The organism is Leptolyngbya subtilissima AS-A7 (genome assembly GCF_039962255.1).
GTDB lineage: Bacteria > Cyanobacteriota > Cyanobacteriia > Phormidesmidales > Phormidesmidaceae > Nodosilinea.
The window spans coordinates 94,386-110,828 of record NZ_JAMPKY010000010.1 but is presented as its reverse complement, the minus strand read 5'-3'; the positions used below and the strand labels follow the sequence as shown (position 1 = coordinate 110,828).

Below are 16,443 nucleotides of genomic sequence, written 5' to 3'. Positions count from 1 at the left end.
TTAGAAATAAAAGAGCGCGATCGCAAGTGATATCAAGTCCTATCTGTGTACCCCGTAGAAACATTGCACTGCAATGCCCCCACGGGGTATCGGTCATAAACCGGGGTTTCTAGAGTCGGTGTGAAACCTGGGTGAGACAGCCCCAAATGCGATGATTTGAACCTATTCCTAGGCACAGTTCGTCAATCGATCAGGCTCGCGATCGCCGCCACCAGTTCAGCGGGCTCAACCGGCTTACTAAAGTGGCGCTGAAATCCGACCGCTAGGGCTTTTTGCTGATTGATTTCCCCAGCATAAGCCGTCAGAGCGATCGCCTTGGGAAGGGAGTAGGCCGCGACCCGCCCCGGCTCGGCAAACTGAGCGGCCATGTGCTGTAGCAGCATATAGCCATCCATGCCGGGCATGCCAATGTCGCTGATCACTACGTCAAAGGGCGATTGGTTGAGGGCTTGCAGCGCTTCTACCGCAGAGCCTGCGGCCGTCACCCTCGCCCCGGCCTGCTCCAAAATAAACGCCAACATCTCGCGAGAATCGGCTTCATCGTCCACAGCCAACACTCGAAAACCCGCGAGGGGCATAGCGCTACTCCCCAGAGCCTCAGGCCGAGGGGTATCCGCTGGCCCAAGACCCGCTGCTGACAGCAGCGGCAGTTTGACCCTAAAGGTAGAGCCCTGCCCGTCGCCAGCGCTCTCGGCTTGCACAGTGCCGCCGTGCAGCTCAACTAGCTGACGCACGATCGCCAGCCCCAACCCTAGCCCACCAAACTGGCGGGTCGTTGTGCTGTCGGCCTGACGAAAGCGATCGAAAATGTAGGGCAGCACCTCGTCGGTCAGGCCCTTGCCGGTGTCAGTGACCGTAATTTGCGCGTAGCCCTGAAGCGGTTGAGACTGGGGGGTTGAGATTTGCATCGGGTCGGCAACTTCAGAACTCGTACTCGCCTCCCCCTGCTCCAAAGACACCGCAACTCGGCCACCGTGGTCGGTAAACTTCACCGCGTTGGAGAGCAAGTTCCACACCACCTGCTGGAGACGACCAGCATCCCCTGAGACATATCCCACCGGAGCACAGTTGACCTGAATGGCGATCGCCTTGGCTTCAGCCGCTAGCCGCACCGTTTCTAGAGCGGCTTCAATAACGGATTGAAGATTTATCGGCGCGGCCTCAAGGCTGAGTTTGCCCTGCAAAATTTTTGACATGTCGAGCAGGTCGTCAATTAGCTGGGTTTGTAGCCTGGCGTTGCGCTCAATGGTTTGAAGGCCACGGGTTTGGGTAGCCGGATCGTGCTGCTGTTTTTGCAGAATTTGTGACCAGCCCAAGATCGGGTTCAGGGGCGACCGGAGCTCATGGGAGAGCACCGCCAAAAACTCGTCTTTGATCTGGTTTGCCTGTTCGGCCTCGGCGCGGGCCTGGCGCTCGGCCTCATAGAGCTGCGATCGCGAAATGGCCTGGGCGCACTGACGGCTCAGGGTCAGCATAAACTCGCGATCGTCCTGGCTGAGCTGCTTAAACTGCTTAAACGACAGCGACAGTCCCCCCACCGCCTTGCCTTCCACCATGAGAGGCAGCGAGATCCAGGCCTCGAAGGGCTGTTTTTTGTAAGCATCGGCCAGATGGGGGTAGCGGGCCAACCGTTCCGCCATTGGCTCTGACCAGGCAGGCTGGCCACTTTTGACCGCCTCTGAAAGCGGCAAGGGCGCATCAATGGAAAATCGCGGCTGAATCTCCTTTGGATCAACGCTATAGCCAGTAGACTGCACAATTTCAAGGGTGGTGCCATCCGAGCTGAGCAGGGCCATGAGGGCGGCATCGGCCTCCAGGGCCGCCACGCTCTGCTCGACAATCACCGCCGCCACTTGAACGGGCGTGAGCGACTCAGAGAGCGCCGCGGTCACCGTCTGTAACCGAGCGGTGCGATCGGCGGCGGTTTCGGCGGCCTGCTGGGCCTGCTGGGCCGCTTGATACAGGCGGGCGTTGTCGATGGCGATCGCGGCGCGACGGCCCAGGTCTTCGGCCAGGGCCAGGTCGGAGGGGTCGTAGTGCCGCTCCGACTCGGCAAACACAAAGGAAATGCTGCCCAAAACCCGTCCCCGCGCCTGGAGAGGAGCGACAACAAAGGACCTTAGGCCCGCACCGCGCAGAATTTCCAGATACTCAGGGTTGGTGACAGTTGCCACCATTTGCTCGTCGGTGATGGTGACGACTATTTCGCTTTGCCCGGTCTTCATCACCTGGGAGATGCCGTAGCCATCGTCTAGGTGCCGGGGAAAGCGTTCGGCCATCTCCCAGCCCAGCTGCACCTTTTGAGGATCGCAGTGAGCAACGGCAACACGGCTAATGCTGCCGTCCTCATTCAACAAATCGACTGCGCACCAGTCGGCAAAGTAGGGCACGGCTAGCTGGGCAACAATTTGCAGCGTCTGTTCATAGTCTAAAGACGCCGCTAGGGCCGCACTCACCTCCACCAGAAAGGTCGATCGCCGCTGCTCAGTCTCCGCTTCTAGGCGGGCCGCCTGGGCCCTGACGAGCTGGGCGCGGTCTTCGACCAGGCGCAGGCGCATGGCCTCGGCCTGTTTGCGCTCGGTGATGTCGTGCATGACCACCACGGCCCCCTGCCGCTTGCCCTGGCCATCGACGATTGCCTGCCCATTAACTAGCAGCGTGCGGGCGGGGCCAGTTTTAGGCGCAATCACCATCTCAGCGTTGCTGACGGTTTCGCCCTGCAACGCTCGAAACAGGGGAATTTCTGCGGTGGGCAGGGGCGTTTGGCCGTCGGGGCGGTAGAGGTCATAGCTCTCGGCCCACTGCTCCGGTGGCAGGGGCTGCTCGGGCATCCCGTGGAATTCGCGGGCCGCCTGATTAAACAGGGTCAAAACGCCCTCGGCATTACAGGCCACGATGCCGGCCTGCACACTGTCAAGCAGCACCCGCAGCACGTCCTGCTCCTTTTGGAGGGCGGTTTCCGCCTGCTGCCGGTCGGCAATTTCGAGGTGGAGCAGCTGGTTGGTCTGGGTGAGTTCAACGGTTTGCTGGTCTACCAACTGGGTCAGCGCTCGCTGTCGGGCAGCTTCGGTTTGCTGGCGCTCTAGCTCGGTAGCCACCCGCAGGGCAAAAATGGTCAGCAGCGTCTCGGTGAGCTGGAGGTTGACCAGGGGCTTGCTATCCATGATGCCCAGCAGGCCGATCGCCGTTCCGCTGGAGTCAAAGAAAGGCATGGCGGCGTAGCTCTCTATCCCCAGGGGCGCTAGGAGCGGGGCCTGGGGAAACTTGACCTGCACGCCGTTGGCATAGCAGCAGAGTTTGCGGCTTTCCAACACCTGCTGGCACGGGGTGTCTTGCAGCCGGTACTCAAAGTTGTCGATGATTTGCCCTCGAGCACAGGCGGCGATCGTTTGAATCGTATTTTGGCTGTTGCCATGGAGCAGGCCAATGTAGGTGTAGTCAACGGCCAAGGTTTGGGTGAAATGCTGGACCAGAGCCGCAAAAAAAGCGTCGCCGACCGACCTCGACACTCCCCGGGTCACCTCTAGGAGCGCGGTGTCGATTTGGGCGATTTTACGCGCGGCCAGGCGCAGTTCTAGTTCATCAATGACCAGGGCCGCCAGGTTAGATAAGACGGTCTGCTGCTCATCGGTTAAAGGCGCGTGGGGCTGGGTATCGAGCAAACACAGGGTGCCCAAGACGAAGCCGTCCTCGGTGATCAGGGGCGCACCGGCATAAAAGCGCAGGCCAGGTTCGCTCTGCACAAAGGGATTGCAGGCCAGGCGCTCGTCCTGGCGGGTGTCGGCGATGACCAGCACCTCGTTTGACAACAGGGCCAGACTGCAAATCGTGTCGTTTCGCTGCACCTCTTGGATATCGAACCCGTGGGCCGATTTGAACCAACCTCTTGACTCATCGATCAGAGAGATTAGGGCGATGGGCATGCCAAATAGGCGGGCCGCGAGGTTAGTAATGCGATCAAAGGTGGCTTCGGGCGGGGTATCGAGGATGTTGTACCGCCGTAGGGCCTCCAGCCGAGCGGCCTCATGGGCTGATCGTCGCGCAGTTGACGCCGGGTCGGAGAGAGGTTCAGCCATGAATCGATTTAGCAGGAGTAGCTCGCGGTTGATGAGACCAGGCAACCTTAATCCTACCCAGTTTCCTAGGCAGGGGAGGCATGGCCGATGCCCAGAGTGGCGATCGCCTTCATCAAATCCTTGGGCTCCACCGGTTTGGCCAGGTGCAGCTGAAACCCGGCAGCTAGGGCCTGCTGCTGGTCGAGTTCGCCGGCGTAGGCGGTCAGGGCGATCGCCGCAATGGTGCCCCCCTGCTCGGGCGGCAGGGTTCTGATCTGCCGCATCAGCTGGTAGCCGTCGGTGTTGGGCATGCCAATGTCGCTCAGCAACAGGTCGGGCTTGAGCTGAGTTAACGCGGTCAGGGCCGCTGCCGCCGAGGCCACCGCTACCACCTCGGCTCCGGCCTGTTCAAGCAAAAACGAAAATACGTCGCGGGTATCCATTTCATCGTCGACCAGCAGCACTTTGAGCCCCTTGAGCGGGGTAGGGTCGGCACCCTCTGGGGCAGCGGGCAGGCCGACCTCAGCCTCGAGCCAGGTTTCTAGCAGCGGCAACCTGACGACAAAGGTGGCGCCCAGCCCAAGGCCGGGGCTGGTGGCAGCGATGGTACCCCCGTGCATTTCTACAATGTGGCGGGCGATCGCGAGCCCCAGACCCAGCCCCCCAAACTGCCGGGTGGTGGCGCCGTCAGCCTGCCTAAAGGTTTCAAACACGTGGGGCAAAAACTCCGCAGCGATCCCCTGGCCGCTGTCGGTGACTTGAATTTGAGCCGCCTGAGCCGGCGGCGTTGGGGAACTGCCGGGCGATGGGAGGGCGCTCCAAGGCCAGGGGCTGTTGTCCATCACCCGCTCCAGAGTCACTTCAACCCGACCGCCGGAGGGCGAAAATTTAACCGCGTTGGAGAGCAGATTCCAAACCACCTGCTGCAACCGGTTCGCATCGCCAGACACCCGGCCCACGGCGGCGTCAAAAACCGTTTGAATCTCCACGGCCTTGGTGTTGGCTGCTAGCTGCACCGTTTCGATGGCAGCCTGAATCGTGGTTCTCAAATCAACCGCCCGGTAATCCAGCTGCAGTTTGCCCTGAAGAATCCGCGAGACATCGAGCAGGTCGCCAATCAGCTGGGTTTGCAGCTGGGCATTGCGCTCGATGGTCTCTAGGGCCCGATCGGTCGTGGCGGCATCGTACTGGCGCGATCGCAGCAGTTTAGACCAGCCCAAAATTGGGTTAAGGGGAGTGCGCAGCTCGTGGGAGAGCACGGCTAAAAACTCATCTTTAATGCGGTTGGCCGCCTCCGCCTCGGCCCGAGCGGCCCGCTCAGCGGCCAGGCTGCGAGTCAGCTCCAACTGAGCCTGGCGCTTGGCCGTGATGTCGCGGACGGTGACAATGGCCAAAATGATCCGGCCCTGCTTATCCTGCACCGGGGTGCCGCTGTAGCTGCCAATCCAGGTTTTGCCGGTGTCGCGGCGACGCACCTGAATGCCGTAATCGCTAAAGGTTTCGCCCCGCAAGGCCATCACCATCGGCCACTGCCCTAGGGAAATGGGGCGGCCCTGCAAATCTTCGGCCTCAAATAGGTCGGCAAAGTCGGGTACGGACTGCTGCACCTGGTCAATGCTGTCATAGCCATGCAGGGCCAGCGCCACGGAGTTAAACGTCACGATGTGGCCCTCAGGGTCGGCGATGACCAGGCCCTCGGTCATGCTGTTGATCACGGCCTCGAGCTGGCCCAGGCTGGTCTCTAGGCGATGCAGGAGTTGTTCTCGTTCAAGCTCGGCCTGTTTGCGATCGCTGATATCTAAAAAGGCTGCCACCGACCCTCGCACCTGACCCTGGTGATCGAGCAGCGGTTTGGCGTAGCCAAACAGATTAAACTGGCTGCCATCGTTTCGCACTACATCGATTTCAGTTCCTTTGATCTCGGTGTTGTGAATCGCGGCATAGCGCAGGGGAAATTCGTCGGGGGCGAGTTCTCGGCCTTCTCTCAAGATTTTGTAGGCCGGTGGCGAGGTCTCAACGGGGGGGTAAGACACATTCTCCTGGGGGTCAAGCCCCAAAATTTGGGCAAAGGCCGGGTTCGACTTGACTTGCCTAAACTCGGCGTCTTGGGCGATCAAGACCCCAACGGGAATCACCTCAAAGAGGGTTTGCAGGTCTTGGTTAAGCGCCGCGATCGCCTGCTCGCGCGCCTCAAGGGCCGCGGCCATCTCGTCAAACGCCTGCGCCAGCTGACCCAGCTCCCCAAACTGGTCAGACAGCTCGGTGCGAGTTCCCAGGTTGCCCCCCCGCAGCTGGTGGGCGGTCTTCACTAGAGACTTGACCTTGCGCGTCAGAAAAACGTCGCCCCCAATCCAAGCGGCCGCCAGGGCTAGCGCCGTCACCCCGGCTAGCGCCAGCAGGTTTTGCAGCAGCAGCCGGTTGCTTTCGGCCACGACCAGGCTTTTGGGCACCCCAATGCGAATGTGTACCGCCTGATCGGCGGGGCTATCGCCTAGGGTGGTAAACCCATATAACCGCTCGACGCCATCGAGCCCCCGGGCCACCGCTGTACCCTCTTGCTGAGCCAGCATGATCTGGGTCATGGGCGAATCTGGTAACGATACGCCTACCCAACTGGGGGAAACTGGGTAGCGCACCAGAACAGTGCCGTTGCGATCGGTGACGGTCATGACCGCCTCCTTGGGCAGGTCCACGGCGGTAGCCAGCTGGTTGAGCCAGGCCAGATCGAGCGCGGCGATAACTACGGCCTGCACCTGTCCAGCGTCATCGAGAACGGGATAGCCAAAACTGAGGTCGGCCTGTTTTGTAATGCGCCCAACCTGGTAGTTGCCAATGGCAAAGTCACGGGTGTCGCGGGCGAGCTGAAAGTACTGGCGATCGCCCACGTACAGCGGCGACTCAGCCGGTGTGCTACAGATCGTATAGCCCTGCCGATTGGCGACGGCAAGGCCCGCGTAGGCCCGATATTGCCGGAGCAGATTAGCCAAGAGCTGATTGCAGGCCTCCGCGTCGCCCTCGCGCAGGTCGGGCATTTGGGAAAGCGCGATCAGCAGTTGTCGAGCCCCTTCACTCGTCTGCCGCTGGTGGGCAGCCGCAAATTTAGTTAGCCGCAGCAAATTTTCCTGGGCCTCGACGGCGGCCGTGCGCCGCTGCACCGCTGCCGTGTAGAGAATCAGCCCCAAGGCTGGAACTACGGCCAGGAGAACCAGCAGCACCAGGCGAGCACGGAAACTAGATATTAGGTGGCGGAACCTGGTCTGCATTGCGATAGCGATCGCTCTCCCATTGCCTGAATTGAGGTTGACTGAACTAAGGTAACAGCTGCGCTCCCGTGCATCCCAGCCTAAACTAACACCCGCTAGATTCCACCAGGATACGCAGAGAATGCTCGGTGGCCACTGGGTCAGAACGGAAGAACTTCGCCATACTCTATTAATTAACCCGTCTGACCGCCAGCGATCGCCCGCTCCTAAGCCCTTCGCTGCCGCCAAACTACCCCTTACTGTACTGCTACCGGAAAATCTGATGCGACTAACCGCCGGGTGTGAGCTTTTGTTCGAGACCACTGAGCCTTCGCCGCTGATCCTCATGCTGCGTCCGCGCGGTGGGTCCGCCCAGCAGGTGATCCAAGACAGTCTGGAGCTTGGGCCCAATGTGCCTGTGGTCGACTATGTCGATAGCTACGGCAACCTCTGTCAGCGGCTGCTCACCCCGGTCGGGCAGTTGCACGTGCGCAGCACCTCCACCGTTGAAGTCGCCGACACCATCGATGTGCAGTTTCGGGCTGAGTTTGTGCCCGTGCAAAACCTGCCCGACTATGCGCTTCAGTTTTTGTTGCCCAGCCGCTACTGTCAGTCTGACTTAATGGCCGACTTAGCCAACGACATCGTGGCTAACATCGAGCCCGGCTACGACCAGGTCGAGGCGATTCGCCACTGGATTCACACCAATGTTGAGTACCGCTACGGCACCAGCAATGCCTCGACCTCAGCGATCGAGACCGAAAAAAAACGCGTGGGGGTGTGCCGCGATTTTGTGCATTTGGGCATTGCCCTATGCCGCAGCTTGACGATTCCGGCCCGCATGGTGGTGGGCTATTTGCACCAGCTGGAGCCGATGGATCTGCATGCCTGGTTTGAGGCCTATGTGGGCGATCGCTGGTATACCTTTGATGCCACCCAGCCCACCGCCAAGGGCAATCGCATTGTCATTGCCTACGGACGAGATGCCGCCGATGTCGCTCTGGCCACCCAGTATGGGCCTATAAACCTAACTGAAATGAAGGTCTGGGTGACCCCGTCAGAGCTATGACTATTACAATAGAAAGTATTCCAGCTACGGCGCTATGCGTGGCGGGCATTTCTACTGGGGGCCTACGGGGGTTTAAGCCAGTACCCAAAATGTCTAAAGCGTATTGGGCATCGCCTAATTTCACTAGCTAGCTCTTTATTGGTCAAACACCATGGGCAAGGAAAAGAAAAGCAACAAAGAAGTCAAAAAGCCTAAGTCTGAGTCAAGTGGGGAGAAGAAGCAGAAGAAAGACCCTAAACGCTACGACTAAATGTTCTGGCGTTGTCAGGTTTTTCAACTGCGATGATTACCGTTCACCACTTAAATAACTCGCGCTCCCAGCGGGTGCTCTGGCTGCTTGAGGAACTGGGCCTGCCCTACGAGGTTAAGCGCTACGAGCGCGACCCGGAGACCATGCTGGCTCCCCCCGCCCTGCGGCAGGTGCACCCCCTGGGCAAATCGCCGGTGATTACCGATGGCAATCGCACCCTGGCGGAATCGGGGGCGATCGTCGAATATCTGGTCGATCGCTACGGCGAGGGGCGACTGATTCCGGCCTTGGATAGTCCAGAACGGCTGCGCTACACCTACTGGCTGCACTACGCCGAGGGGTCTGCCATGCCGCCGCTGCTGCTAAAGCTAATTTTCGACAAAATTGAGCAAAGCCCGATGCCCTTCTTTGCCAAGCCAATCGCCCGAGGCATTGTCAGCCGGGTGAAAGACTCATTTATTAATCCTCAAATTACTCAGCACCTCGATTTCATGGAGGCAGAGCTGGGTAAAAGCACCTGGTTTGCCGGGGAAGACTTCACCGCTGCCGATATTCAGATCAGCTTTCCCCTAGAAGCCGCCGCGACGCGAGCGGGGCTAAACGCCAGTCGTCCCAAACTGATGGCGTTTTTAGATCGCATCCACGCTCGTTCCGCCTACCAAAAAGCGCTGGACCGAGGTGGTAAGTATGAGCTTTTGGGTTGAGCGCGCAACTTCGGCTGTAACCGGCGGGCCTTGGCAGACTCTATGGGGCAAAGCAACTCGACAGTTCTACGAGCCGGACGCTTCATAGCCTTGATGCTGGCTGCGCTCAGTCTCAGTTTGTCGATGGCTCACCTGTTAGAGCTGCCGCAAAGAATGCAGTTTGACCAGCAGCTCTGGGTCGAGGTAACGATTGTTGAAAACGTCTATCGGCTATTCGGCTCGGTGGGCGCAGGTTTTGAAATGGGGGCCATTTTAGCGGCGATCGCGCTGGCATTTTGGGTGCGAAGGCGCGGTGCGGTATTTTATTGGACCCTGGGTGGAGCGGTGCTTCTAGGGCTGGCATTTGTGGGCTGGCTGCTCTTTGTTTTGCCCATGAATACCGAGTTTTCTACTTGGTTGACCAAGCCCGTGCCCGCTGATTGGACGCGGTATCGTAACCAGTGGGAATATGCCCACGCTGCGATCGCGCTGATCAAAACCCTTAGCCTAAGTTGTCTTCTCGTCTCTGTACTCTTAGATGCACCGGGTAAACTAGCGGTGAATTCTGGGTTTGAGCGGCCGCAGCACAACAGCTTGCCAGCGACAACCTTACCCTCTGTGCCTGCCAGGGCTAGGTCTACTTGGCTATGGCCAGTGCGATTGGTGGTGGTAATTATTGTCAGCGCAGTCTTCTTTGGTTTGATAACCTACGTTTTCCACAGCGTTTTGGTGGGGACGATTTTATCTATTGCAGGCATTCTGGGACTTGGCTCTTCCATCAATAGATAAGAACTCAGCGGGTAGTGAGATTAAAGAGCGACAAGGGCGATCGCGCCTAGGGGTACAATCCCGCCCGTATTTTTTCGCAATCAGAGCATTCCGTAATCTAGTTAAAATACAAGCATCCCTTTCTCTCTAGCGGTTACACCGACTCCATTTGTGCAACAGCCCTCTAAACAGCCCCACCCGAACTCAGCCTGGCGAGCCGATCCTGGCTTACAGCGGATCATTACCCACCTTTCGACGACCCTGGAGCGGGATAGTCAGATCGTGGATACTACGCGCGATCTACAGGAAAAACTTGGCGCTGACAGAGTGCTGTTGTATTACTTCTACCGCCCCTGGAAAGGGCGGGTGACCTTTGAAGCCCTCAGTGATCCGCAGTTTTCGATCTTTGGTTCCACTGGGCCAGATGAATGTTTCACCAACGAATATGCGGCCCTGTACTTGGCTGGGCGGATACGCGCAATCGCCGATATTGAGACAGAGCCCATTGCTGAATGTCACCGCAATTTTTTGCGCGAGCTGCGAGTGCAGGCCAATTTAGTCGTGCCGGTACTGGTGAATGACGATCTCTGGGGACTACTTGTGGCTCACCACTGCCAATCTCCCCATGTTTGGACCGATGGAGATATTGCAGCCATGCTGTACGGCGCAGAAACCTTGGCCATTGCTCCCGCCATTCGAGGCCAATAGCGGGTGAAGGTTGGGTTTAGGACAACCCTAAAGCGCCAGCTTCGAGTTTCTAGATCGTCCTGATAGAAAAACCGGGTCACGGTTGTGGCTTAGGAATTGGCCGACGGTGCTCAGCAGTTTTTATCAGATTGGCTACGGGCTGCACTGGCAGCGGCCCCGGTTGCCGAGCGACGGTGCGGTCTGGGGCAGGACGATCGCGATCGCCCTTTGAGGTCGGCCCTTCACCATCGCTGACCAGCTGGCGATAGATCGCCTCATAGCCGTCAACCATGCGCTCAACGCTAAAATTGACCGCGACATGCTCTCGGCAGGCGCGGCGACTGAGGCGATGCACCTGGGTCACAGCCTCAACGCAGTCGTCAGTGCTGTGGCAAAGAAAGCCCGTCTTGCCGTCAACCACCACCTCCGGGGCCGACCCCATAGCGGCGGCAATGACTGGGGTACCGCTAGCCATCGACTCCGTCATCACCAGGCCAAAGGGTTCGGGCCTAGTGATGGGAAACAGGGTGGCGGTAGCGTGGCCAATCAGAGCTTTTTTTTGGGGCTGGCTGACCTTCCCTAAAAACTCGATTTGTTCTCCGTCAATCAGGGGAGCCACACGATGCTCGAAAAACCCTTGGTTTTCAAAATCAATTTTTCCCGCCATTTTGAGCCGCCAGCCGCTGCGCTTGGCAATCTCGATCGCTACGTGGGGGCCTTTCTCCTCCAACATGCGACCTAGAAAGGCTAGATAGGGCGGCTCTTGGGGTAGAGGATGAAAGTCAAATTGGTCGATGGCGATCGCGTTGTGGATCGCAGCTACATAGTTCAGCCCGATTTCGGGCCGCTGCTGCGACCTAGACACCGTGACTAGGTTTTGCCGCCGATATTGGTTAAAGATGTTCTCAAAGGTGGGGGTGAGCAATCCGTGCAGGGTGTGAACTACTGGCGTCGGGCTGAGGTGGGCATAGGGCAGCGCCACCGCATCCACATGGGAATGAATGATGTCAAAATCTCTAGCGGATTGAAAGACGTTTTCTAGCTGTCGCTGCTCGTAACGGGCATACTCTAGCGGCAGTAAGCCCAGGGGGCGCAGGGCGCGATAACAGCCCGGCACTAACCGAGCCTGGGTCTGAGAATCGCCTGAGGCAAATAGCGTCACCTGGTGTCCACGGCGCACTAGCTCTTCGGTAAGCAAACTCGCCACCATCTCAGGGCCACCGTCGTCTAGAGGCGATGCTCTATTCCACAGGGGTGTAACCTGGGCAATTCTCATATCAGCCCCTCCGATTTTGGTATGACGCTAAGCGCATCTGCACTAAGTCAGAAGTTTGAGTCAAAAAGTTGTGAAAATGTGTGGTCCTAATCGCATTACTCGACCCAGAAATTTTGGTGCCAAATGATTGTCAAACCTAGGAAAAATGCGTTTTAACGTACCGTCATCCTAAAGCTCTGATCTAGCAGTAGCCTATACCATTGTGACGATTGGCCTATTCAAATATCTCTGCCCAAAGGTTTGTCTAAGCTACCCCTTTGGTACAGGAGAAATTGATTTATTCTTGATGGGAATTTAGCAGCAACAGCAGAAAGATTTAGACCAAAAAATAAGGCTAAAACACAATCGTTTTTAGGGTAAGGAGCTCACCCTAAAAATGAACCCAAACTGTGCTAGGTATTGATGAGTCTGTTGGGCAATACCATCAAATTTACGCTTCGGAAAACCGTAGGCCTTGGTCTAGCGCTCCAGAGCCTGATCAGCCCAGGAAGCCGGATCCTCTAAGGGTTCTAAATGGGTGAAAACAAAGGTGCCGGGTAGCGATCGCGCGATCGCCGCCTCAATATCTTCACAGAGGTCGTGCCCTTGCTTAACCGTCCAGGCCCCCGGCACCAGCACATGCAGCGAAACAAACCGCCGAGCACCTGCCACCCGAGTTCTGAGGGCATGAAACTGAATACCCTGGGCCTCAAATGGCTGCAACGCCTGGGTGACAATCTGACGTTCTGCCTTGGGCAACCCCGTATCTAGAAGGCCTAACCCGGTTTCGCGCATCAGCTTGAGCCCGGCCCACACAATGTTTGCCGCCACTCCCAGGGCAATAATCGGATCGAGAATCAGCCAGCCCGTCAGGGGAATTAGAATCACCCCCGCCCCCACCCCCACCGAGGTCCAGACGTCGGTCAGCAGATGATGCGCATCTGCCCGCAGGGTAATGGAACGCAACCGCCGACTGGCCCGCAGCATAATAATGGCCAAAGCCCCATTGATGACGGTCGCCACCAGCGAGAGAACGAGGCCAAGGCCAACCTGCTCTATAGGTTGTGGGTCAAACAGGCGACCCCAGGCGGCAAAGGCAATGCTGCCAGCAGCTATCAAAATTAGGACACTTTCGGCACCGCTCGAGAAATATTCTGCCTTGTAATGGCCAAAAGCATGGTCTTCGTCAGCCGGTTTAGCAGCAAAGGTCACGGCCCAGGTGGCAACGATCGCGGCCACCAGATTCACCACCGACTCAGCCGCATCCGACAGAAGCCCGACCGAACCAGTCAGCAAATAGGCCGTTGTTTTAAGCAGGATAGTTAAAACAGCGGCTCCGATGGAGAGCAGGGTGTAAAACCGAGCTGAGCGATCGCCCATGGTCAGTCCAAAAGGCAGTAGAGAGGCTAACCCTTTCGCTAGTCTACGGCCAGTTGTCCCTCGGTAAACGGCTCCGGTTGTTTTTGCTGGGCTAGGGCGATCGCTCCGAGTTGAGGAGTTAAGCCCATGGCTACCTCACCCTCGCGTTTCAGTTCCGGTAACCGCCCCAACAACCCCTTAGCCCCTGGAGAAAATAGGAGCTGAACCTAAGAAATTTCTGGCTTGCCATGCGAAATCATTCCGCTGGCAGCTGAAGGATCTAGAGCGATGCTGCGGCTCTAAGAAGCATGCGATCGCCCTACCAATGTTCACCTTACTGCCTACTCTGCCCCCAGCGTTGACCCTGCCACCACCCGATGGGGCGCAACGTCTTTCTCACTCTATGACCTATGAAAATCCCGACGCGCTTTCCGACTTTAGTCGGCATCAGTTTACTTACTACGGTTCTACTGGCCTGTTCCGCAAGCCCCCCGTCAACCCCACCAACGCCGCCCGAAACGCCGGCTTCTCAAACCGACCCGGCCACTTCATCCAGTTGGGCCGACCTTTTGGGACCAGTTTCTGCTCCCCCAGACTGGCAGGTTGAGCCCTGCGTCAACGCTGTGCTGCTGTGCGTTGAGGCCGACGGTGAACTGATTGGCACGGTAGAACGCTTTAGCCATCCGATCAGTGAGGTGCCCATGCAGGGCGGCTTACCGCTGCCTGAAGGGTCAGAACTTGATTTTCTTCAGGCCTGGGTGAGCGACCACTACCGCACCATCGAAGAAGACCGGCAGATCGCTGACCCCGCCCTCAAGTTTGTTGGAGAAACGCCGGTAGCCATCTCCGTGGGCACCCGGCCCGGCCTCCGCTACAGCTACACCATCGAGCATCCCAACGGGGCGTTGTTTGATCGCGGCCTTGGCTATGTGACCACCGACGGCACCATGCTCTATGTGTTTGCCACCGGGGTAATTAGCGGCGACCCCAGCGGCTCGTTCTCTGACGAAGGGTTATTTGAAACGTTTTTACCCCACCTCAACACCATCATCCAGGGACTAAGACTATGATGCGAGGCAATATGAAGCGACTAAAACGGCTGGCCCATCTGGCCCTGGGTCTGGTGCTGGCAACGACATTGAGCTGGCCGGTGAATCCTATTCAAGCTCAGGTCGACCCAACCGCACAGCAAACCAACTGGGCCCAGGCCCAAGCGGTGGATGTGGAGACACTGCGATCGCACCTGGCCGCCCAAGACTGGCCCGCCGCCGATGCCGAAACCCGCCGTATTTTAGACTCCTGGATTCATCCGGGGGGCGATATCTTGAGCCGACCGCTGGCGACCAACATTCCTCCAGAGGTGCTGCAAACCCTCGACCGGCTCTGGGTTGAGGCCAGCAACGGTCGGTTTGGCTTTAGCGTGCAGCAGAAAATTTGGGCTGAGGTGAGAGCCGCAAACCCAGTAGATTCGGCAGTGGCGGCCAAGGCCTTTGGCGATCGCGTCGGCTGGACGCGCCCACCCGGCATGGAAGACCCCACTTTCATTGCTGGAGAATGGCTGACCGAGCTAGAAATTAACCCATCCCTGGATGCACCTGTGGGCCACCTGCCTTGGGCCGGGGTGAGCTGGGAGCAGATCAGCAAAATTTTGTCGGTCGAAAGCTGTGGCAGCTGCACCATCGACGCCATGTACCTCCAGGGCGAACGGTTCAACCAGCATCTGCCGGTGTTGTTTAACTGGGTCGATACAGCGCTAGATCTGCCCGTGCCGGCGATCGGCTCTTGGCAGCAGCCCCAATTAGCAAGCAGCATCGATCTAAAATCCCTCTACCCCGATTCCCCCTGCCCGATTTACACCGCGTCTTCAGCCATTAGCTCCAACGGGGCGGTGATTGCCATCGGCAGCTACAGCTACGAGCGATCGTGCGCCCGGGGAGAAAGTGCCCTGGCCCTGTGGAACGCCGAGCGCGGCAACCGCATCATTACGCTGCACCGGGGGCCCGCCCTAGAGGCTTCCGCCCAGGGAAATCCACCGCAGGAGCCTGCGGGCCAAAGAACTCGCATCGTTGGGGATGTGGCCAATGCCGTGGCGTTTACCCCCGACAGCCAGTTTATCGCGGCGGGCATGTCCTACGGTGTGGTTCGGCTCTGGTCTGCGACGACCGGCGAGCCGGTTCGTACATTTCAGGGGCATCGGTACGCGGTGCGGGCGATCGCCATCAGCCCTGACGGCAAAACTTTGGCCAGCGCCAGCGCTGACCAGACCCTAAAACTGTGGAACCTGCAAACCGGGCAGCTGTTGCGGACGATATCGATGAATGCCGTTGATGGTATGGTGCACACCCTGCGGTTTAGCCCCAACGGTCAGCGGTTGGCCACAGCGACTGACCAAAACACCCTCCAGCTTTGGGATACCACCACTGGGCAACAGGTGCGTACCCTGGTGAACCGGGCCACAAACCGATACCCCCTGCTGCCTCTGGCCTTTAGTCCTGATGGGCAAGTTCTGGCCACGGGCGATCGCGACAACAGCGTCAAGCTCTGGAACGCCACCACCGGTGCGCGCCAAATTACCCTCACCGGGCACACCGAGCCAGTACGACACCTGGCCTTTAGCCCAGACTCCCAGCGTTTGGCCACCAGCGACGGCAAAACGGCTCGCCTGTGGAACCGGCAAACCTATGAGACGGTTCACACCCTCATGCTTAACCAAAGCGTGGGGCACCCCATTCAGCCTGTCAACCTGGGCGAAGTGGCCTTTAGCCCCGACGGACAGACCTTGGCCACCAGCACTCTGCTGTTGCCCCTGGTGCAGAGCGAGCCCATTCCTGGCCAGGGCATTACCCTGTGGTCGGTGGCGACTGGGCGATCGCTCGCGCAACTCCACGACGTGGGCCAGTTTCAGTTCAGCCCCAATGGTCAGTTTTTGATGGCCCAGGGTCAGCGGGTACAGCTCTGGCATCCCTACCGTGGCCTGGTGCAGTAGACCACGGTAGCCGTTGCGATCGAGGGTTAATCCGAAATCCAATTTGGTAAACCCTGGTTCATAGCCAGGAACCCCGTAGGGGCGTAGCA

At 58.5% G+C, this 16,443-nt stretch carries 10 protein-coding genes; 6 read left to right on the top strand and 4 right to left on the bottom strand.

Annotation, left to right across the window (positions count from 1 at the left end; genetic code table 11):
* Positions 1–182: 182 nt before the first annotated feature.
* Both NC979_RS20430 and NC979_RS20425 read right to left on the bottom strand, forming a co-directional pair.
* Entirely contained in the window at positions 183–4,076 is a 3,894-nt protein-coding gene (locus NC979_RS20430) for a GAF domain-containing protein (protein ID WP_190521147.1), read from the bottom strand.
* 65 nt (positions 4,077–4,141) lie between these two features.
* Positions 4,142–7,270 carry an ATP-binding protein gene (locus NC979_RS20425; RefSeq protein WP_190521141.1) on the bottom strand — a complete coding sequence of 1,043 codons (3,129 nt, stop codon included), beginning with the start codon at positions 7,268–7,270 and terminating at the stop codon, positions 4,142–4,144.
* A gap of 169 nt (positions 7,271–7,439) precedes the next feature.
* Between NC979_RS20425 and NC979_RS20420 the strand changes: the two genes are divergently transcribed.
* The 4 genes from NC979_RS20420 (at position 7,440) to NC979_RS20405 (ending at position 10,775) form a co-directional block, all read left to right on the top strand.
* Positions 7,440–8,366 carry a transglutaminase domain-containing protein gene (locus tag NC979_RS20420; RefSeq protein WP_242024096.1) on the top strand — a complete coding sequence of 309 codons (927 nt, stop codon included), beginning with the start codon at positions 7,440–7,442 and terminating at the stop codon, positions 8,364–8,366.
* A gap of 282 nt (positions 8,367–8,648) precedes the next feature.
* Positions 8,649–9,320 carry a glutathione S-transferase gene (locus NC979_RS20415; protein ID WP_190521140.1) on the top strand — a complete coding sequence of 224 codons (672 nt, stop codon included), beginning with the start codon at positions 8,649–8,651 and terminating at the stop codon, positions 9,318–9,320.
* Between the two features lie 42 nt (positions 9,321–9,362).
* On the top strand, positions 9,363–10,088 hold the full coding sequence (locus NC979_RS20410) for a hypothetical protein (protein ID WP_199308921.1): 726 nt from the start codon (positions 9,363–9,365) through the stop codon (positions 10,086–10,088).
* A 150-nt stretch (positions 10,089–10,238) separates the two neighbouring features.
* Entirely contained in the window at positions 10,239–10,775 is a 537-nt protein-coding gene (locus NC979_RS20405) for a GAF domain-containing protein (protein ID WP_190521139.1), read from the top strand.
* Between the two features lie 76 nt (positions 10,776–10,851).
* Here NC979_RS20405 and NC979_RS20400 read toward each other — a convergent pair whose 3' ends face one another.
* Positions 10,852–12,030 carry a glycosyltransferase family 4 protein gene (locus tag NC979_RS20400; protein WP_190521138.1) on the bottom strand — a complete coding sequence of 393 codons (1,179 nt, stop codon included), beginning with the start codon at positions 12,028–12,030 and terminating at the stop codon, positions 10,852–10,854.
* Positions 12,031–12,489: 459 nt separating this feature from the next.
* Complete coding sequence (locus NC979_RS20395) at positions 12,490–13,389, bottom strand: cation diffusion facilitator family transporter (RefSeq protein ID WP_190521137.1); 900 nt, start codon at positions 13,387–13,389, stop codon at positions 12,490–12,492.
* A gap of 389 nt (positions 13,390–13,778) precedes the next feature.
* On the opposite strand from NC979_RS20395, the gene NC979_RS20390 reads away from it, so the two are divergent.
* Positions 13,779–14,438, top strand: a complete 660-nt coding sequence (locus tag NC979_RS20390; protein ID WP_190521136.1) for a hypothetical protein — start codon at positions 13,779–13,781, stop codon at positions 14,436–14,438.
* On the top strand, positions 14,435–16,354 hold the full coding sequence (locus NC979_RS20385) for a GUN4 domain-containing protein (protein ID WP_190521135.1): 1,920 nt from the start codon (positions 14,435–14,437) through the stop codon (positions 16,352–16,354). Before NC979_RS20390 ends, NC979_RS20385 begins: the two co-directional genes overlap by 4 nt.
* The last annotated feature ends 89 nt before the right edge of the window (positions 16,355–16,443 follow it).